The following is a 20,086-nucleotide window of genomic DNA, read 5'->3' as shown; positions in this document are numbered from 1 at the left end:
TAGATCCTTATGATTACTTAATATTTAGATCTAAATATTACTGCAACTATCTCTAATGATTAGTTTTGTGCTTAGTTTAATTCTGTTAACCTTTTGATTGTTATTATCTATTAAGTCCAAAAGCATTTTTGCAGCATTTTCCCCAAGTAAATACATATTTTGATCTACTGTTGTAATTTTGGGTTCAACCATACTCGAAATACAAATGTTATCAAATCCAATTATTGAAACTTCCTTAGGTACATCGAGATTCATTTTTTTACAAGCGTTTAAAACTCCGAGTGCCATTAAATCATTACAGGAAAATACAGCAATAGGTGCCTTTAAGTTTTCTAGTTCTTTTCTCATTATATTCATTGTCCCGTTAACAGTATCGTAACTATTGCCTTCACCAACATCTATAATTTTCTTTCTAACAGTTAATTTGTTTTCTTCCATGAATTTAATATAAACGTTTTCTTTTATGTCATATGAGTAACTCTCTTTTCCTCGTACAAATATTATATTTTCATGTCCAAGTTTTAAAAGATATTCCATTGCTTGCCTTGCACCATTTGCTTCATCATTGAGTACAAAATTACAATCTATGTCCTTATTATATCCATTGATTGATACAAGTGGTATATCTTTTCCTACAATTTCATAAAACCCACTCCTCATATTTTCTGTTTTGGGATCAATTACTATAATGCCATCTACTTGTCTTCCCATAAGTGATCTTATATATTTTATTTCTTCTGAAGCGTTATCAGCTGTATCACAAAGGTAAATTGAATAACCGTTTATTCTAAGTTCATATTCGATAGCTTTAATTACAGTTGGAAAGAATAAATTGTCTATGCTTGGAACTAGAATTCCTATTGTTTTTGTGTTTTGACAAATTAAGGATCTTGCCAATGTGTTAGGACTAAAGTTCAATTTTTCTACAGCTTTTTCAACTCTAATTTTAGTATCTTCTTTAACAGGATAATTTTTATTTATAACTCTTGATACAGTACTCATAGAAACATTAGCTTCCCTTGCGACATCTCTTATACTAGCTTTCATTTTTGCCCCCCTATAAAGCAAGAAAATTTACATATATTATATTAAGTTAACTAATTACTCATATATGGAAATATTACTATTTAAATTAAAATTTGTAAAGATAAAGCTACCTCAATTTTGTCTTGAGGCAGCTTTTTAGTATTAATAATACTTTAATTATTGAATTAAATTAGTTTACTTTTGCTAATGATGCTTCTAATTCTTTTACTATTTCAGCATGTCTCTTTTCTGTTAATTTAATTTTGAATAAAAAGATAACACCGGAAATAATCATTAATGCTGCTGGTAAATAGAAAGCCCACATTTTAAATGTCACAATAGCATTAGAGCTTATATCACTTGCTTGTGCATCTCCAATCATACCACACGTTACTGATATGAAACCTACGATACCATTAGATAAAGCTCCTGCGAGTTTATCTAATAATGGACGAAGAGATAAAGTTACTGCTTCATTACGAACTCCATTTTTCCATTGTCCGTATTCAACTGAGTCACTTATTGTCATAAGCACTGCTAGAAAAATTAATTGGTACGGAAAATAGAAGAATACTAGCCCTATAATAATAACTGCCATTGAACTTGTTGAGACTACGGAAAGTATCAAATATCCAATTAACATTGATAAAATACCAACTATGTAAACATATTTTCTTGAAATATATTTAGTGATAATTGGGTAAAGTGGAACAGATATAATACCACAAATTGCAGCTACAATACCTACAATTGAAAAAGCTGATATATTCCCAATTACATATTGGAAGTAAAGCATTAATACGGCTGTTGTAGCTACATACCCAATAGCAAACAAAAGATATGCTAGTGCCAACCACATTAATTGGTCGTTTTTAGTAAGTGCAGTAAATACATCTTTAAGTGAAGTTTTCCCGTGTTGCTTACGTAAAACACTTTCTTGTTCTTTTGTACCAAGAGCTACAATCCAACTTGTAACACCATAGATTATTGCAGCTATTAAGCCAAAAGCGAACCATCCGCTAGCTCCTTGGCCAGAGTGACCAGTAACTACTAATGTAAAGAATGAAACTATAGGGATTACTACTAGTGTTGTTCCATTTGCCCCTAATGATGAAGCGAAACGTCCAAATGTTGCTAATTTTCCACGTTCTGCCGAATCATCACTAAGTGCAGGGATTATTGACCAAAATGCAATATCTTTAAATGAAAAAGCACAGTCTAATATGATGAAAACAATAATAAATAGAATTGTAAATAAAGTTTGGTTACTTGTTGCGAGTCCAAAGAAGTTAGTAAATAGCATTGCTAAACAAATTGCACTGATTGTTCCACCAATACAAAGCCATGGACGGAATTTCCCCCATTTAGTTTTAGTGTTGTCTATAACGCTACCAATAATTGGGTCAAAGATAATTTCAACTAGTCTGATACCTACAACTAATGAGGTAACTAACCCTATCATTTTCATCTGTGTTTCCTTTGGAGCTCCTGCAAACATAGCTTTTGTAACGAAAATCATGAAATATGTTGACAATGCTTGGTAAAAAATGTCATGGCCGAATGCACCTGCTGCAAATGCAAATCTTTGTTTCATTTGGTTCACTTGTTTCATTTTTATTTCCTCCTTGTATATTGGATAGTGTTAACGCTATCTTTGTTTTATTTATATTTTCTTTTACTTTTGTAGAAATAGTCCATCGGGTATATCATCTACTAAAATATCCATTTTCCAAGTAACATGTCCACAATATTACCGCCAAACTTTTTATAGGAAAACCTTTTCTATACTTCTAAATTTAATACGTACTTTTACAAGTACGCTTGTTTAGCTAAAAATAATTATGTAAAATCAAATAATTCTTTTTAGGAAAACCTTTTCTTTTCTTTTATAATTATATATTAGCATATATTAGTCGTTTACACAATAGTATTTTATTTTACAATTATATTCTTAATACTTCAGCGTATAATTACATATTATTTAGTTAGTTATTTTACTTAGACATCTAATCGTAAAAAAATAAAAAAGATAGTAAACCTTATTTCAAAGTTTTACTATCTTTTCCTATATCCCTTTTATTCTATTTTAAATTTATTAAAAGTTCCCCAGCCTTTACCTGTTGTCCTTCTTTAACATTAATTAACTCAACTACACCTGCCTTTGAGGCAATTACCCTAGTCTCCATTTTCATAGCCTCAACTACCATTAATTGTTGATTTTCAGTTACTTTATCTCCCTCTGCTACAAGTATAGATATAACTGTTCCTGGTATTGGAGATCCAACCTCTAAAGGATTTGACGGATCTGCCATTTGTGACACTTGGTAATTTAGCACAGCCTTGTTGTTTTTGTCTTTGATTTTTATTTCACGTCTATTTCCATCAACCTCAAACACAAGAACTTTATTACCTTCTAAATCTAATTTACTAATATGAAGCAATTTTATCATATGGGTTTTTCCATCCGCAATTTCAGCCTCACAAGTTTCACCCTCATTTAGTCCGTGGAAGAAAATATCGCTTCCAATTCTGCTTAAATCTCCATACTCCTGAATATATTTAATATAGTTATCAAATACATCTGGATATAATGAATAACTTAATATATCTTTTTTAGTTGGAGTTATATTAAATTTTTCTATTAAGTGTTTCTCCACCATATCAAAATCTTCATCTGGCAATAATTCACCTGGTCTACCTGTAATTGGATCTTCACCCTTTAAAACTAATTTCTGAAGTTTCTCTGGAAATCCTCCCATTGGTTGACCCATCATTCCTTTAAAGTATGATACAACAGAATCTGGGAAGGACATTTTAATTGCTTTTTCATATATATTTTCTGGTGTAAGGTCATTTTGGACCATAAATATTGCAAAATCTCCAACCATCTTAGAAGATGGAGTTACCTTTACAATATCCCCTACCATATCATTTACAACTTTATATGTTTCTTTAATTTCATTAAATTTATGCCCTAAACCGAAACTCTCTACTTGTGGTTTAAGGTTAGAGTATTGACCTCCTGGGATTTCATATCTATAAATTTCAGCTGAACCAGAATTCAAATCTGATTTAAATTGGTCATAAACTGGTCTTACAGCATCCCAATAATCTGAAATCCCCTGAATCCCTTTAAGGTCTATTCCAGTATCTCTGTCAGTATTTTTAAGTGCTGCAACAACTGAGTTTAGAGCTGGCTGACTAGTAAGACCTGACATACTGTTAAATGCTGTATCTACAATATCAACACCTGCTTGAGCTGCCATTAAAACTGTAGCAACACCATTTCCTGTAGTATCATGAGTATGAAGATGAATAGGCATTCCTACCTCTTGCTTTAAGGCATTAATTAGCTTAAATGCAGCATGAGGTTTAAGAAGTGCTGACATATCTTTTATACCTAATATATGAGCTCCTGTTTTTTCAATTTCCTTTGCAAGTTTTATATAATAATCCAAATTATATTTATTTTTTTTATCATTTAATATATCACCTGTATAACAAATACAAGCTTCTGCAACCTTATCACTTTTAAGAACCTCATCTATTGAAGTTTCCATTCCTTTAAGCCAATTTAGTGAATCAAATATTCTAAATACATCAACACCACTGCTCGCTGATTCTTTAATAAATTCGCGAACTATATTATCAGGATAATTCTTATAACCTACTGCATTCGCTCCACGTATAAGCATCTGAAAAAGTACATTAGGAATTTTCTTTCTAAGTTGTGTTAATCTCTCCCAGGGAGATTCATTCAAATATCTATATGCAACATCAAAAGTAGCTCCTCCCCACATTTCAAGAGAAAACAAATCAGTTCCATAAACAGAGGTAGCGGTTGCTATCTTTAACATGTCCTTTGTTCTCACTCTAGTTGCCATTAATGATTGTTGAGCATCTCTCATTGTTGTATCAGTCAATAACAATTTATTTTGTCCTTTAATCCATTTTAAAAGTCCTTCTGTCCCATGAAGATCTAATATTTGTTTTGTTCCACTAAGTTCATTTGGCATTATTATTTTTGGAACTACTGGTACATCATAAAGTTTTTTAATACCATTGTTCTCATTAACCATTTTTTCACCAATAAATTTAAGTACTCTACTTTCTTCATCTGCCTGAGGTGTAATAGATATAAGTTCAGGATTTTCTTCAATAAAATTTGTATTACATTCGCCTTTAAGGAAAGTAGGATGATTTAATACATTAATTAAAAAACCTATATTAGTCTTTACTCCTGTAATTCTAGTTTCCTCTACAGCTCTAATAGACTTCTTTATGGCATCTTTAAAAGTTCTAGACCATGATATGTTTTTTACGAGTAAACTATCATAATAAGGACTAATTATAGCTCCAGCGAATCCATTACCTCCATCTAGTCTTATTCCAAAACCAGAACCAGTTCTGTATTCTTCTATTTTACCTGTGTCTGGCGCAAAATTATTAGAAGGATCCTCTGTAGTTATACGACACTGAATAGAAAATCCATTAACTTGTACATCCTCTTGTGATTTAATCCCTATTTCAGGTGAATTTAAAGCATAATCTTCTGCTATAAGTATCTGACTTTGAACTATATCAATACCTGTTACCATTTCTGTAACGGTATGCTCAACTTGAATTCTAGGGTTCATTTCTATAAAATAATGATTTCCCTTAGTGTCTACTAAGAACTCCAATGTACCGGCACTTCTATAATTTACTGATTTAGCAATTTTTAATGCATCATTACAAATTTCATCTCTTTTTTCCTGTGATATTGAAAATGCAGGAGTATATTCTACAACCTTTTGATGCCTTCTTTGGATGGAACAATCACGCTCATGTAAATGAACAATATTTCCGAACTTGTCTCCAAGAACCTGAACTTCTATATGTTTAGATTTTTCAAGATATTTTTCTACATAAAGGTGGTCTACACCAAAAGCTTTTTTTGCTTCACTTTTAGCACTAATATAAGAGGCTTCTAATTCACTCGCATCGCGTACAATTCTCATGCCTCGTCCACCACCACCGGCGACTGCTTTTAGCATAACAGGATATCCACATTTTTCTGCAAGTTCCTTTGCCTCATAAACTGTATCAACTTCTTTTTTATCTCCAGGTATAGTGGGCACTCCTACCGCATTTGCCACAATCTTAGATTTGATTTTATCTCCAAGACTATCCATCATCTCCGCAGTTGGTCCAATAAATTCAATACCTGCTTTAGCACATTTTATTGCAAATTCAGGATTCTCTGATAAAAAACCATACCCTGGATGAATAGCATCTACACCTTTTTTAAGCGCAATACTTATTATTTCCTCGATGTTTAAATATGCCTCAACAGGACTTCTGTTTTTTCCAATTAGATATGCCTCATCTGCCTTAGTTTTGAATAGAGAATATTTATCCTCATTAGAGTAAATTGCAACCGTACGAATTCCAAGCTCATTACAAGCTCTAAAAATTCTTATTGCAATTTCACCTCTATTTGCTACTAGTACTCTTTTAAACTTTCTCACTTTCATTACCCCCTATATAGCCTTTTGTCCATTTAATTATTCATTAATCATTATTAACTAGAATACATGATTTTCACCTAAAATGCAATAAAATAAGTTCGATATTGCAATAAACTAATAGTATTCTACAATAATCTATGCTAGTAAAACTGAATTTATCATCTATTTTCTTATTTGCTAATTAGTTTTAAATCATCTATAAATGACTTAACAGACTCGTCTTTAGTTGCCCAAGATGTTACTAAACGCACTGCAGAATTATCCTCATCAATTTTTTGCCATACAAAAAACAAATAATTTTCTTGAAGTTTCTCAATTGTTTTATTAGGCAATATTGGGAATATTTGATTTGTTGATGAATTTATTAAAAATTTATATCCACACTCTTTAATTCCTAATTTTAATTTTTCCGCCATAAAATTAGCATGTCTCGCTAAATTAAAATAAAGATCATTTTTAAATAGCTCCAAAAACTGTATACCTATTAACCTGCCTTTTGCAAGTAATCCACCCTTTTGCTTAATATGATATCTAAAATCCTCTTTAAGGCCCTCTTTGCAAATAACAATGGCCTCACCCAGTAATGCACCGTTTTTAGTTCCACCTATATAAAAAACATCAGCTAGTTTTGGCAAGTCTGAAATTTCTATATCATTTTCTTTTGAACATAAAGCGGATCCAAGCCTTGCTCCATCAATATACAAAATTATATTACTTTTTGTGCAATATCCATATAACTCTTCTAATTCTTTTTTCTTATATATAGTACCTATTTCTGTTGGATTTGATATGTAAACCATCTTAGGCTTTACCATGTGCTCATCCGTATGTTCATCTATAACCATTTGTATATGAGTAGGTTTAAGTTTTCCATCCTCTACTTTTATAGAAATAACTTTATGACCAGTTGCCTCTATTGCTCCAGTTTCATGAACTAATACATGTCCTGTATTTGCTGATATGACAGCCTCATGCGGTCTTAAAAAAGCTGAAATGGCCGTAAGGTTTGTTTGAGTTCCACCACAAAGCATATGGATATCAACATCATTACACTTTATTTTATCCTTTAATAATTTAATAGCACCTATTGAGTATTTATCTTCTCCATATCCATCTGTTTGCTCCATATTTGATTCCATTAATACTTTCAGTATATTTGGATGAGCGCCTTCACTATAATCATTTTTAAAACTATACATTTATTTTCCCCTCTCTACATCATTGGTTTATTTTAACTTTATGTTTTTGTTGTAACTTTTTATATTTTGAGCTTTCTATATCTATTATAGGTCGCCATTATTTCTTGCTTTCTAGGCATTGCTAAACTACCGCTTCCACCTTTTAATCTATCCATGGATATTAACCCATCTCTATCTATTTGGCAAATTATATTATCGACCATGTCACCAAAATTCAAACCCTTATTCATAAGACTTACTTCTGACCATTTCATAATACTTCCAATAGCATTTACTTGTTCACTGTCAACTATTTGTTCCACAGCCCTTAAATCTATATCCTCGCGATTTATACTTAAAACACTTAGCCCTATTGTTTTCATCTTAATACCTTTATCCCCTTGTGTTATAGTTCCAGCTTTGACTACTCTATTAAAAATAACATTTGTTTTTAGATCTCTATCAATAATTCTTTGCATTATATTACCACGACTTAACTTTTTAGCCTCTTTTGTAACATCCTTTGCTTCATAGTTGTCCAATTGAATTACGCTGTCTGCTACATCAAAAAACTCTACTGAACTTCCTACTACCATTATCGTTGAAATACCATTTTGCTTATGCAAAGGTCTCACTATTTCTATAAATGGTGTGATTGGTTCCTTTTCCTTGGAAACTAATTTTTGCATTAAGTCATCTCTCATCATAAAATTGGTGGCTGAGGTATCCTCATCTATTAATAGTACCTTTGCTCCACTTTCTATTCCCTCTATGATATTCGCCGCTTGTGATGTACTTCCACTTGCGTTTTCTGTCGAAAATTCTATTGTATCTTTACCGTTAGGTAGTTTACTAATAAATAGAGATATATTCGTTTTAGTTATACATCTGCTGTCTTCTGCTCTCACCTTTAAGGCTGATTCATCTGTTATAACAAGTTCTCTACCATCACCTTCAATATGATTATAAACTCCAAGCTCTAAAGCCTTTAATAATGTAGATTTACCATGATATCCTCCACCTACTATAAGTGTTATACCGTCCTTAATTCCCATGCCACGAATTTTACCATGGCTCTTTGTATTAAATTCTACTTCTAGGTCCTTTGGTGATGCAAATGCTATACCCCCTTTTAGTGCTTTTGTAGAGACTCCACTCTCTCTAGGTAATATTGATCCATTAGCCACAAATGCAACTAGCCCTCTACTTGTGAGCGACCTTCTTATATGTTCTTGATCTTCTACAAGGGTTACTCTACTTGTTAATTTTTCACTATCTATGTTTTTATATATTAAAGTTTTTTCAACAATATTTGGTATAACATCATATAAAATTTTTTCAAGTTCTCTTGCTAGTACACTTCTCCCTCTTGCTGGAAATCCAACATAAAATCTAGCTTCTATTTTATTTTCATCTATAATTATTGAAGTTCTATCTAATATTTCCTGTGGACATTTACTTATTGCTATTAATCCACTTTTTCCAGACCCAAAAACCTTCTGTGAATATTTATTTATATTATAATGAAATTCTCTTGTTAAAAAATCGGCTACTGCAATATTCTTAATTTTATTATCAAAAATTTCTTTTGGAAATTTAGAAATATTCTGATCCACTATTACTCTAATTCTTGATGGTGATGCAAAAGGATCTCCTTGAACATGATCTATACAAAGCACAAAACTTTCAAAATCATATTCTCCCTCTAAATTTTTATATAATCTATAGCTTTTCCCATCCATTTTATCTATTTCCATTTTCAAAACTTGCGAACTTTTCATATAACTCTCCTTTATTTTACATAAACCATTTTTTATAATTTAAAAAAGCTACTAAACTGCGTGTGTTTGTTTAGTAGCTTTATGTCTTATTACTTTATTGCTTATAAATTAAATTAATTATATAATTCTTATATTAAAAATAGATAACTCTATTTATTGTATCAAAAGCATCTTAATTTTGCAAAATCAATTAGATCATAAAACTTTAAAATATAGAAGCTAATCCCATTAATTGCTCTAATGAAATTATTTTCTCCATAACAAAAGAACCAATCAAGGTGACTACTAATCATCACAATTGGCTCTTTCAATTTTTCATTCAGTTAAATCTCATATTTACTTTAAATTGAATATTCTAATGTTTCATCTACACTATCACTAAATCTTATTGTTCTATATTTAGTAAACTCTAACCATTTGTTTGCAAACTTCTCATTCATAACTTTATTATATTCATTCTTATATGATACTAAGTCCTTTTGTGATGTTAGTTTAATACCAAATCCTTTTTCATTTATAATAACTATAGATTCATATGAGTAATTTTCTACTGGTATAACATCTATTAACTTACCATTTCTTATTTTACTGGCAAGACCGGCATTTAATGCAATTACATCAAAATCTTTTGTGTATTCATAACTTGATCCAAGAAAAGGTACATTATCTCCAATTTTATATTGGGTAGCCTTTATCAATTCCTTTTTTATTGCTAGTGCTTTAATATCAAAATAATATTCATCAAAACAATTAATAGTAAGTTTAAGTTTATCTTTACTAAAGGTAGTTTCTATGACACTCGTAGACTCTGCTACCCCTGAAATAATTCCACCACCACTTACATCATAACCATCTACTATTACAAATCTACCTGTATTTTGGTTATCTGCAAATTTGTCAAAACATATTTTTTCTTTTGTCCTTATAGTAACTTCAGCTACATCATTAGTTTTTGCCTCAGTTGCATTTTCATAAGTTCCTATAGTACTTGCATCTATGACTTTATTAAAAGCTACAATTTCACATTCTACTTCTTGAGTTACAAGTTTTATCTTATATTTTCTGCCTTTTACTAAACTATTTTTTCCCATCCAAAATATATTAGTAGTAAAAAGATCAGCAATCACAGGAGCATTATCAATGTGTGAAATTATTTCTCCCCTTTTATTGAAAAACTCATCTTCAAAAGTAATTCCAACTGACATTCCTGCGCTTACTGTACTTACCCTATCTTTTTCTACAAAGGCTTCTATACTTTTAACTTTTGTAGTCCTATTTGAAGGAGAAATAAGAATTTCATCACCAACCTTAAGCGTACCTGCTTCTATTCTACCTGCAATTATTCTTCTATTATCAAATTTATATACATCTTGAATTGGGAATCTTAGTGGTTTTGCGTCTAATCCTTCTTCCTGAGTAAATAAATCTAATGCTTCAAGAACAGTTTCTCCTTTGTACCAAGATAATTTTTCTGATTTTGAAGTTAAATTTTCACCGTAAAATGCTGAAATAGGAATATAACTCATTGGATGTACATTTAATTTTTTTAGAAAAGCGTTCATTTCATTTTTTATGACATTAAATTTTTCCTGGCTATAATCTATAAGATCCATTTTATTAACTACAACGCACACCTGCTTTATACCAAGTAGTGATAATATATAACCATGTCTTTTAGATTGTTCTTGTATTCCCTCTTTAGCGTCTATTATAAGTAGCGCAGCTTCAGCACTAGCTGCACCTGTAATCATATTTTTAAGAAATTCTATATGCCCTGGTGCATCTATAATTACGTAATCCCGTTTATCTGTATGAAATTGAAGTGATGTTGTATCTATTGTAATTCCCTGTTTTTGTTCTTCTTCAAAAGCATCCAATAGATACGCATATTCAAAAGGTTTACCTGTTTCTTTAGCAATTCTTTTAACTTTTTCAATTGCACCTTCTGGTAATGATTTTGTATCATACAATAATCTTCCAATTACTGTAGACTTACCGTGATCTACATGTCCTACTGCAACTATTCTTAATTGTTCTCTTGTATTTTCCATTAGTAATAAACCCCTCCCTTACATGTAACCATCTTTACGAAGTTTTTGCATAGCATATGAATCTTCTTGATCTTGAGCTCTACCTGCTCTTTCTCCAGTAGTCGTATGTTTTAATTCTTCAATTATTTGATCAATCGTCACCGCATTGGACTTTATCTTACCTGTACACTCAGCACATCCAAGGCTTCTGTATCTCTCGCCGTTCTTTGCAAAATATAAATCTATAAGTGGTATATTTTCTCTTTGTATATAAGTCCATATATCTATTTCATTCCAATGAAGTATTGGATGAACCCTTATATGATTTCCTTTTGGAAAATCAGTTTTAAATTGATCCCAAAGTTCTGGTGCTTGATTAGTGTAATCCCACTCTGAATCTTTATTTCTTTCACTAAATACTCGTTCCTTTGAGCGGGAACCTTCCTCATCACTTCTAATTCCAAGAATTAATCCATCAAATTCATATTTTGTAACCACTTGTTGAAGTCCATCTGTTTTTAGTGCTTTGCAACAAACTAGTCTTCCTTTATCTGGTCCCATACCTGCGTCGATTGCTTCCTGATTTGTATGCACTATAAGGTCAATATTAAACTCTTTAGCAATTTTATCTCTATATTCGATCATCGCAGGGATTTTATGTTTTGTGTCTACATGAATAAACGGAAAAGGAGAATGTCCGAAAAACGCCTTCTTTGATAACCACAATAATACTGTTGAATCCTTACCAATTGACCATAACATTCCAAGTTTGCCTAGTTTTTTATAAGATTCTCTTAATATGAAAATACTTTCTGCTTCTAATTCATCTAAATGATCCATAATTTAACCTCCCTAATATTTATTAGCCTCTGTTTCATTTGTTGTAATAATTATCTCGTCCTTATTTGGCTTAAATATGTGCCAATGAAGAAGATTTTTTTCTTTTTTAGTATTTAAAAAAGTTCCTTTGCCACCAATATCAACTCCAAGATAGTAGTTTATAGCCTGGACTGGACATTCTTTAAGACAGGCAGTACACCCCCAACACTCCTCAGGGTATTTTATAAAAGCTTTCGATTTATCATTTTTAAAAATGAGATTTCCCGGACACATCTTAAGGCATTTACCACAACCCACACATTTTTGTAAATTTATTTTAATGCTCATAAACTTCATCTCGCTTTACTAGGTTTCTAAAGACAACTTGAACCGTGCCTTCCTTATATATAGTATTTACATACTTAAGCAAGTTTTCGTCTTTTTCCTTGAAGTCTGCATTTTCACCATAACATTTCCAGCGGGTTTCTTTCCTTGCTAGAAGATGAACTATTAAAACTTTGCAGACATATAGCCTATCAATAACTTCGTATATTTGCAATAATTCTCTCATATCTTTAGCCCTTAAATCATTTGAAAGAACTAAAAGTTCTTCTATTTTTTTACTAGCAATTTGTAACTTAGAAGAATTAAAAACATAATTTTTAGATATACCACCTGCATATTCATCCATTACCTTTTGCATAGCCTCTTCAATACCATTTATAGAAAATAAGCTATCATTCTTTTCAAGAAAAGTTTCTAATAATTTTACTTTAGCAGAAATTTCTTTATCATCAATTAGCTTGTTTTTCTTGTTTTTTATAAACTCAGTTGCAGCATCTGCTGCAATTTCACCTTCTACAAAACAACCAGTAACGTATTTTTTAGGACTTCCCCCAGCGACATCACCAGCTGCATATAAGCCAGAAATAGTTGTAGATCTTTTAGTATCAACCCAATATCCACTAGCCGCATGTCCACCTACTATATAAGGTTCTGTACCTTCTATCTCAAGATTCTCCTTGCTAGGTCCAACTCCATCTTCAATCCACTTTAAAGTCTGAGCTGGTGCCATATTAAGATATGCCTTGTAAAGTTCTTCCTGTGTTCCAACCGAAATGCCTTTTGTTTTTAAATAACAAGGGCCTAAGCCTTTACCATTTTCCTCTACAGTTGCAAACAATCTTATAGTCGTCAATGGTTTGCCATATTTTTTTACATATTCATCTCCACTAGCATTAACTTGCCTTGCACCAATACCTTGAGCCACTGTACCTGTTGGCGCTATAGTATCCTTGCACCTTAGAGCAATAAATCTCATTTCAAAAGAGGTCATTTCAGCTCCAGCTCTTATTCCCATAGCATAACCTGCCCCAGTATTAAAGGGTGAATACCACATTTTATGTTTAGAAAAGCCAGGATTATTAGGTTTATAAAGGCCAGAGGCTCCGCCGGTAGTACAAATTACAGCTTTCGAATATATTACGTAGAAAGTATTTTCTTCTATATGAAAACCATAAGCACCAATGACTATATTATCTTTAATAATATAATCAATTATATTTACCTTGTTTAAAACATTTATATTTGTCTTTAAATTAATCTCATTTGCAAGAAGGGGTTTTATGTTTTCACCGTTAATTTTAATACTTCTTTTTCCACGAGTTACATATTTACCATCCAAGTCCTTTAAAATAGTAAGACCTATACTCTCCATATTTTTTGTAACCTTATTTAAATTCTTAGCTATAGAATAAACTAAGTCTTCTCTTACTATTCCTTCTGCTTCTTTTTTAACATAATCTACAAAGTCTTCTGGGGTATATCCCTCATTAATATATGCATTGATTGCATTAACACCTGCCGCTAAACATCCACTTCTTTTTATATTGGCCTTATCTGCTACAATAATATTAATATCTTCCTTTTTACTTAAGGTTAATGCTGCATAACATCCAGCGGTGCCTCCACCAACTATTAGCACATCTGTTTCTAGTATTTTTGTTTCAAGCCTCATTATATCCTCCTAGCCAAGACATTTTAAAATAAATAACTATAAATACACTAGTAAATTTTAGATACTAACTTTAAGTAGTCTAATATTTGATCTACACATTGATCTACTGTTTTCTCTTTTGTGTTTACAACAATTTCAGGATTTTCAGGTTTTTCATATGGGGAAGATATACCTGTAAATTCTTTGATTTCGCCAAGTCTTGCCTTCTTATATAAATTCTTAGGATCTCTCCTTTCACATTCCGAGAGGGGGCAATCAACAAATATTTCAATAAAATCATCGCCAAGTGTAGAACGTGCCATCTCACGATTTGCTTTTAATGGAGATATGAAGCAAGCAATGGTTATTAATCCTGAATCTACAAACAATTTCCCTATTTCGCTAATTCGGCGTATATTTTCATTTCTATCTTGCTTTGAGAACCCAAGATCTGAGTTTATACCTAGGCGAATATTATCTCCATCTAATAGATAAGTTGCTTTGCCCATTTCATTTAATCTTAAATCTAAAGCATTTGCTACCGTTGACTTTCCAGAACCCGAAAGGCCAGTAAACCATAATAACTTAGATTTTTGTGATAATAGATTTTCACGCAACTGCCGAGTTACAAATGTATCGTGCCAAGTAAGGTTTTCTATGCTCATTTATATTCACCTCCATTAATTTTAAAAACTAAGCCCTATCAAGGCCCCATTTATGTCTCATATTTTTTTCAAGTCTTGAAAAAACAAGTTTATCCACCACTAACCCAAGAATTATTATTACTATCATTACAGCTACAACTTGGCTAATGTCGGCTAAGTCACGGCCTACCATAAGCACTTGGCCAAGCCCTTTTGTTGAAGATAACATTTCTCCTGCCATCAAAGCCCTCCATGCAAATGACCAGCCCTGCTTAAGTCCACTAACTATATCTGGCAGCGCCGCTGGCAGAATTACATGGGTATAAACTTTACTACCCCTTGCACCCATTGTTTTTGCAGCTCTTATATATAATGGATTTACATTTTGTATTGCATATTTAACTGATATTGCCACCGCAAATGTTGAACCAATTGCAATTACGAAAATAATTGAAATCTCACTAAGTCCAAACCAAAGAATAGCAAAAGGCAACCAACAAATACTAGGTAAAGTTTGAAGTCCTAAAATTAATGGCCCTAAATTTTCATCTAAATATTTAAATTTAGCAATTGTTAGTCCTAGAGTAACCCCTATTATTACTGATATAAAATAGCCAACTACAATTCTCTTTAAACTTGCAACAATAGCTATTCCTATTGTGTTATCTTTTATAAGTGAAATCAAAGTACCAAAAACGTCAAAAGGTGATGGGAAAATATAAGGTTTCCAAATTTTTAAAACATCAACACCTAGTTTATAAATCCCCTCCCATATCACTATCAGGAGTATATAGAACAGTATTTTCTTCAATATTCCAATCACCATCGTATTCTGCTTTTGCAACCTTCTCCACCTCCTCTTTTAATGCTTTCATTATCTTAGATGTATAATAAGCTATATCACAACTTTCCATTTCTCTTGGCCTTGCAAGTTCTATCTTAAATTCTTGCTTTATTCTCCCAGGATTAGCTGCCATCACAACAACTCTATTAGCCAGATAAACTGCTTCTTCTGCATTATGGGTAATAAAAATAATTGTTTTTCTTGTATTTACCCAAATCCGCTGTAACTCTTGTTGCAGCATCATTTTAGTCTGACTGTCAAGGGCTGCAAAAGGTTCATCCATTAACAGTATTTCAGAATCAAGAGATAGTGCACGGGCGAGAGCTACCCTTTGCTTCATTCCACCTGATAACTCATAAACATAAGAATCTTGAAATTTTGATAGATGCACCATTTTTAAATAATGGATAGCCTTCTTATATCTATCTTCCTTTGGCATTCCAGCCATCTTCATTCCAAACTCTACATTATCTATTACCTTAAGCCATGGAAACAATGCTGCTTCTTGAAACATTACTGTTCTATCAGGCCCCGGACCTGTTATTTCATTACCATTAAGTAGAACAACACCTTTGGTTGCCTTTTCAAGTCCTGCTAAAATATTTAGTAAAGTTGATTTTCCACAACCAGATGGCCCTAATATGCATACAAAATCGCCCTTTGTAATTTCTAAATTAAAATTTTCAAGTGTACTTGTTTTCTTATGCTTTGAAATAAACTCCTTACTAACATCCTTAACTATAAGACTCAAACTTATCACCTCTTTTATTTGATTTGAACTTGACCTTTTTCTTTTAAAACCTTATTTAAAATTGTAAGGTTAAACAAATTCTTTGTGTCTGGATTTAATCTTAAAAACCCTTCTTGAAGTGAAAATTTAACAAAATCTAAAACGGAATCCTTTTGTGGATTATTTGTAATTGTTAATCTTTTAAAGGCAGCATCTAAAACATCCTTTTCTATTCCTTTTTTTGTCAACTCAGTAATTTGTTTATTAACTATTACCTTAGCTATACCCGGATTCTTATTAATATAAGTAGTAACATCTACATGTGCTTTTATAAAGTTTTCAACAATTAATGGATGCTGCTTTAAAAATTCAGTTCTTACAACTACTACAGCTGTAGTATAGTTACCTTGTCTAAATAATTCTTTATAATCTAAAATAACATTTGCTCCTGCCTCTTTAATGAGTCTTGATCCCCAAGGTTCAGGTACTAATGCAGCATCTATGTCCCCTTTTTTTAGCAATGATAAAATGTCAGCATTTGATGCTTGCCTTACTTCAACCGTTCCACCCTTTGTTTTATCCTTAAGTCCATTTTCAGACAATATGTTCCTAAGTGTTAAATCTTGCGTATTTCCGAACTGTGGAACTCCAATTTTTTTACCACTTAAATCTTTCAAATTCTTAATAACCATTCCCTTTTTAGATACAAATATTGCACCAGCATCCGTTGCACCTGCGACGATTTGAATATCCCCTTTTGATTTTGAATATCCATTGATAGCAGGACCAGGCCCAATATATGCAATATCAATAGCTTTTGCAAATAATGCTTCTACTTCTGCAGGTCCTGCATTAAATAATTTCCACATTACTTTGTTTTTCGTTCCTATAGCCTTTTGAAAGCTACCTTGCTCTCGTCCTACAAGAGCTTGAGAATGGGTTATATTTGGAAAATATCCAACTCTAACATCAACATTCTCATTTACCACTTTTTTTGATGAACATCCTGATAATCCAGCGATAATTAAAAATCCTGCCACTATTACTCCTGAAACTTTAAATCCCTTTGAATTTTTCAACGTAGGCCTCCTACTAAAATTAGTTTTATTGAAATATTCAATACTACCTATATACATTTAAGGATGTTAATTATAAATATCTTTAATTACTAAAGCTACGGCACCAATCGAAATTGCATTTTCTTTAAAAAATCCACCTCTACTAAAAATAATCTTTTTCATTCTATCTGGATGCAATTTTTTGAATACAGTTTTAATACACTCATTATAAAATAGCTTTGAATTAATTATTAAAGGACCACTTAATATAACCAATCCTGGATTTAGTAGATTAATATAATTAACTAACCCAGTTCCTAAAATTAAAGCAGCACCTATTAGTATTTCTTTAGATAAATTATCATTTCTTTCTGCTGCAATACAAATATCTTTATAACCTATATTTTTTAATTGCTTATTTATTATAGTCTTTCTTCCCTTTTTAACTTCTAAGGAAAACTTTTTTATTATTGCATTTATAGATGAATAACTCTCTATGCATCCAAAATTTCCGCATTTACACTTTTCTCCATGAACATCGACTATCATATGTCCTAAAGCATCTTCATCATCGCTTATCGTCCTCATTAGCTTACTAGATAAAACTGTACCTGTTCTTATGCCTATTCCACAATTTAAATAAGCAATATTTTCAACTCCTTTTCCAATACCATAAAAATATTCTCCAATAACAGCTGCATTTACTCCATTTTCAATAATAATAGGACAATTTAATTTTTTCTCAAGCATTTCTTTTATAGGGACATTCGACCAACCTAGTGCACTAAAATTAACAGGACTTATCATTATCCCATTTTTTATATCTAATGGGCCTACTGTTCCAAGACCTACTCCTACCAAGTTCCTACTATCTAATCTTAAATTTTGATTTGCTTTATTAATAATTTCATATATTCTTCTCACAGTTTCCTGCGGAGAACAAAAAATATCCATATTAAACATTTCTTTATACAATATTTCCATTTTTAAGTTAGCAATGATTACCTGAGTATAAACTCTAGATATATCTATTCCTATAATATAAAATTCTAATAAATTCACATCATATAGAACTGGTCTTCTTCCACCTGTAGATTGACCTATAGCTTCCCTTACTATAATTCTTTTTTTTTCTAATATTTCCATTGTATTATTTAATGTAGTTAATTTAATTTCTGTTAATCTGGATATTTCACTTTTGGTAATAGGTCCCTCATTCTGAAGTGAGTTGAATATCTTTTTTTCTTCATTACTTAAGTTCTTCAATATATTAATGTTTTCTTTCACAACGTTTCCCTTCTACATAATAATAATTGTTTTAACTTTTAACTATTTTGTCAGAAGTATTTAATTAATTATATTTTTAAATTATTCACAGCGCTTAACCATACTTATCCTATAGGTTAGGTGTATGTTATCATTAGTTTAATGAATTGTCAACACAATTATTGCTATTATTATCCTATATATTTTCCCATACTTTTTTCGTCTATTGAAAATATTGCTAATAAATATTATCAAATAAAAAAATTATAAGGAAAGAATTAAATCACTTATATAAGTTTATTGTTTAGTATAGAATATACCAAATAATAATGGGAATAATATATTAAATAAGTAACTTAATAAAAATTTTAATGTTTTACGTAGTTTTAATAACTATGTATTGAAATGTTTGTATTCCTATGGTATAATATTAACATAGAATAAGTAATTTGATTTATATAATTTAGTTTTATGGAGGTGTATTATGGAAGTTAAAGATAGTTACATTATAGTAGCATATGGAGATTCTATTACAAAAGGGATTATTTATGATGATAAAAAATCTAAATATGCAACTTTAAAAGAAAATTTTACAAGTATTATAGATAATAAAATAAAAGGACCTGTGTACAATGCAGGTAAATTTGGTAATACAATTATTCGTGGTGCACTTAAAATGTATAATGATGTGATTAAAAAATCACCTGATATAGTTTTAGTAGAATTTGGTGGTAATGATTGCGATTATAAATGGGATGAAATCGCCAAAAATCCTGAAATGGAATACAAACCAAACACTGATATATATACTTTTCGTGAAACATTACTTTCAATGATCGATACATTAAAAAATAATCACATAATGCCGGTACTTCTTACTTTGCCTCCACTTGATCCTTTAAAATATTTTAACTGGATTTCAAAAGAAGATTGTACTTCAGAGAAAAACATTTTACATTGGCTCGGAACAAAGGATAGACTTTTTACTTGGCATAATTCTTATAGTAAAATGATTACTCAGGTAGCTAATGAAACTGATACTGTACTTATTGATATTCGTTCAGAGTTTTTAAAACATAATGATTACACTCGGTTTTTATGTAAAGATGGGATACATCCAAACATCGACGGTCAGTCATTAATAGCAACTGTTATATTAAACTTTCTAAAAGAAAATTATAATTTTTTATTAGAAAGTTAAAAA

General features: G+C 31.1%; 15 protein-coding genes. 1 reads left to right on the top strand and 14 read right to left on the bottom strand.

Going from position 1 to position 20,086, the window contains the following annotated elements:
* Positions 1-30: 30 nt before the first annotated feature.
* The 14 genes from KPL44_RS14835 to KPL44_RS14770 form a co-directional block, all read right to left on the bottom strand.
* The gene (locus KPL44_RS14835; RefSeq protein ID WP_216251814.1) at positions 31-1,047 is read right to left on the bottom strand and encodes a LacI family DNA-binding transcriptional regulator; all 1,017 of its coding nucleotides are present in this window, start codon (positions 1,045-1,047) and stop codon (positions 31-33) included.
* A 169-nt stretch (positions 1,048-1,216) separates the two neighbouring features.
* Positions 1,217-2,638 (bottom strand): glycoside-pentoside-hexuronide (GPH):cation symporter, encoded by a 1,422-nt coding sequence (locus KPL44_RS14830; protein WP_253201788.1) that lies wholly within the window; start codon positions 2,636-2,638, stop codon positions 1,217-1,219.
* Positions 2,639-3,107: 469 nt separating this feature from the next.
* Positions 3,108-6,536: a pyruvate carboxylase gene (locus KPL44_RS14825; protein WP_216251812.1), complete on the bottom strand. Its 3,429-nt coding sequence runs from the start codon at positions 6,534-6,536 to the stop codon at positions 3,108-3,110.
* 170 nt (positions 6,537-6,706) lie between these two features.
* Positions 6,707-7,735: a threonine aldolase family protein gene (locus tag KPL44_RS14820; RefSeq protein WP_216251811.1), complete on the bottom strand. Its 1,029-nt coding sequence runs from the start codon at positions 7,733-7,735 to the stop codon at positions 6,707-6,709.
* A gap of 59 nt (positions 7,736-7,794) precedes the next feature.
* Positions 7,795-9,495 (bottom strand): ABC-ATPase domain-containing protein, encoded by a 1,701-nt coding sequence (locus tag KPL44_RS14815; RefSeq protein WP_216251809.1) that lies wholly within the window; start codon positions 9,493-9,495, stop codon positions 7,795-7,797.
* A gap of 341 nt (positions 9,496-9,836) precedes the next feature.
* Positions 9,837-11,546: a sulfate adenylyltransferase subunit 1 gene (locus KPL44_RS14810; protein ID WP_216251806.1), complete on the bottom strand. Its 1,710-nt coding sequence runs from the start codon at positions 11,544-11,546 to the stop codon at positions 9,837-9,839.
* 18 nt (positions 11,547-11,564) lie between these two features.
* Positions 11,565-12,365, bottom strand: coding sequence for a sulfate adenylyltransferase subunit CysD (cysD, locus tag KPL44_RS14805; protein WP_071612711.1), 801 nt, complete (start codon positions 12,363-12,365; stop codon positions 11,565-11,567).
* Positions 12,366-12,377: 12 nt separating this feature from the next.
* Positions 12,378-12,692 (bottom strand): 4Fe-4S dicluster domain-containing protein, encoded by a 315-nt coding sequence (locus KPL44_RS14800; RefSeq protein ID WP_216251804.1) that lies wholly within the window; start codon positions 12,690-12,692, stop codon positions 12,378-12,380.
* Entirely contained in the window at positions 12,682-14,361 is a 1,680-nt protein-coding gene (locus KPL44_RS14795) for an adenylyl-sulfate reductase subunit alpha (protein WP_216251802.1), read from the bottom strand. Before KPL44_RS14795 ends, KPL44_RS14800 begins: the two co-directional genes overlap by 11 nt.
* 47 nt (positions 14,362-14,408) lie before the next feature.
* Positions 14,409-15,005 (bottom strand): adenylyl-sulfate kinase, encoded by a 597-nt coding sequence (gene cysC, locus KPL44_RS14790; protein WP_216251799.1) that lies wholly within the window; start codon positions 15,003-15,005, stop codon positions 14,409-14,411.
* A gap of 28 nt (positions 15,006-15,033) precedes the next feature.
* The gene (locus KPL44_RS14785) at positions 15,034-15,810 is read right to left on the bottom strand and encodes an ABC transporter permease (protein WP_216251886.1); all 777 of its coding nucleotides are present in this window, start codon (positions 15,808-15,810) and stop codon (positions 15,034-15,036) included.
* A complete protein-coding gene (locus tag KPL44_RS14780; protein WP_216251794.1) occupies positions 15,740-16,579 on the bottom strand; it encodes an ABC transporter ATP-binding protein in 840 nt (279 codons plus the stop codon). Before KPL44_RS14780 ends, KPL44_RS14785 begins: the two co-directional genes overlap by 71 nt.
* A 14-nt stretch (positions 16,580-16,593) precedes the next feature.
* Positions 16,594-17,637: an aliphatic sulfonate ABC transporter substrate-binding protein gene (locus KPL44_RS14775; RefSeq protein ID WP_253201786.1), complete on the bottom strand. Its 1,044-nt coding sequence runs from the start codon at positions 17,635-17,637 to the stop codon at positions 16,594-16,596.
* 66 nt (positions 17,638-17,703) lie between these two features.
* Positions 17,704-18,903 (bottom strand): ROK family protein, encoded by a 1,200-nt coding sequence (locus tag KPL44_RS14770; RefSeq protein WP_216251789.1) that lies wholly within the window; start codon positions 18,901-18,903, stop codon positions 17,704-17,706.
* Between the two features lie 463 nt (positions 18,904-19,366).
* On the opposite strand from KPL44_RS14770, the gene KPL44_RS14765 reads away from it, so the two are divergent.
* Positions 19,367-20,083: an SGNH/GDSL hydrolase family protein gene (locus KPL44_RS14765; RefSeq protein ID WP_216251785.1), complete on the top strand. Its 717-nt coding sequence runs from the start codon at positions 19,367-19,369 to the stop codon at positions 20,081-20,083.
* The last annotated feature ends 3 nt before the right edge of the window (positions 20,084-20,086 follow it).

The sequence above is a fragment of the Clostridium sp. DSM 17811 genome, assembly GCF_018861905.1.
GTDB classification, from domain to species: domain Bacteria; phylum Bacillota; class Clostridia; order Clostridiales; family Clostridiaceae; genus Clostridium_AD; species Clostridium_AD frigoriphilum.
The sequence above is the reverse complement of the archived record's forward strand: the minus strand, read 5'-3'. Positions and strand labels throughout refer to the sequence as shown.

Coding starts and splice junctions, on each gene's coding strand:
- cysC (WP_216251799.1), bottom strand. CDS start 15,005: ATGAGCATAGAAAACCTTACTTGGCACGATACATTTGTAACTCGGCAG.
- KPL44_RS14800 (WP_216251804.1), bottom strand. CDS start 12,692: ATGAGCATTAAAATAAATTTACAAAAATGTGTGGGTTGTGGTAAATGC.
- KPL44_RS14810 (WP_216251806.1), bottom strand. CDS start 11,546: ATGGAAAATACAAGAGAACAATTAAGAATAGTTGCAGTAGGACATGTA.
- KPL44_RS14835 (WP_216251814.1), bottom strand. CDS start 1,047: ATGAAAGCTAGTATAAGAGATGTCGCAAGGGAAGCTAATGTTTCTATG.
- KPL44_RS14820 (WP_216251811.1), bottom strand. CDS start 7,735: ATGTATAGTTTTAAAAATGATTATAGTGAAGGCGCTCATCCAAATATA.
- KPL44_RS14815 (WP_216251809.1), bottom strand. CDS start 9,495: ATGAAAAGTTCGCAAGTTTTGAAAATGGAAATAGATAAAATGGATGGG.
- KPL44_RS14830 (WP_253201788.1), bottom strand. CDS start 2,638: ATGAAACAAGTGAACCAAATGAAACAAAGATTTGCATTTGCAGCAGGT.
- KPL44_RS14765 (WP_216251785.1), top strand. CDS start 19,367: ATGGAAGTTAAAGATAGTTACATTATAGTAGCATATGGAGATTCTATT.
- KPL44_RS14795 (WP_216251802.1), bottom strand. CDS start 14,361: ATGAGGCTTGAAACAAAAATACTAGAAACAGATGTGCTAATAGTTGGT.
- KPL44_RS14785 (WP_216251886.1), bottom strand. CDS start 15,810: ATGGTGATTGGAATATTGAAGAAAATACTGTTCTATATACTCCTGATA.
- cysD (WP_071612711.1), bottom strand. CDS start 12,365: ATGGATCATTTAGATGAATTAGAAGCAGAAAGTATTTTCATATTAAGA.